General features: G+C 79.6%; 1 protein-coding gene. It reads right to left on the bottom strand.

The window, feature by feature from the left end:
• On the bottom strand, window positions 1-230 hold a 230-nt coding region (locus tag BST40_RS29200; protein WP_425270719.1), incomplete at both ends, for a hypothetical protein.

Raw genomic sequence — 230 nt, 5'->3', positions numbered from 1 at the left:
CCGTGCCACCGGTACCGCCGGTCCCGCCGGCGGTGGCGCTGTTGGTGCCGTCGTCGGCGTAACCAGTGCCACCCTGGCCCCCGTGGCCGCCGTCGCCGCCGGCTCCGCCCGAACCGTTGGCGCCCCCGTTACCCGCGCCGCCCTGGCCGCCGGCACCGCCGTTGCCGCCGTGACCCCCGATGGAGCCGGTGTCGAACCGTGTCGCGGCGGTTGCGCCGGTGCCGCCGGCC

The organism is Mycobacterium persicum (assembly GCF_002086675.1).
GTDB classification, from domain to species: domain Bacteria; phylum Actinomycetota; class Actinomycetes; order Mycobacteriales; family Mycobacteriaceae; genus Mycobacterium; species Mycobacterium persicum.
The sequence above is the reverse complement of the archived record's forward strand: the minus strand, read 5'-3'. Positions and strand labels throughout refer to the sequence as shown.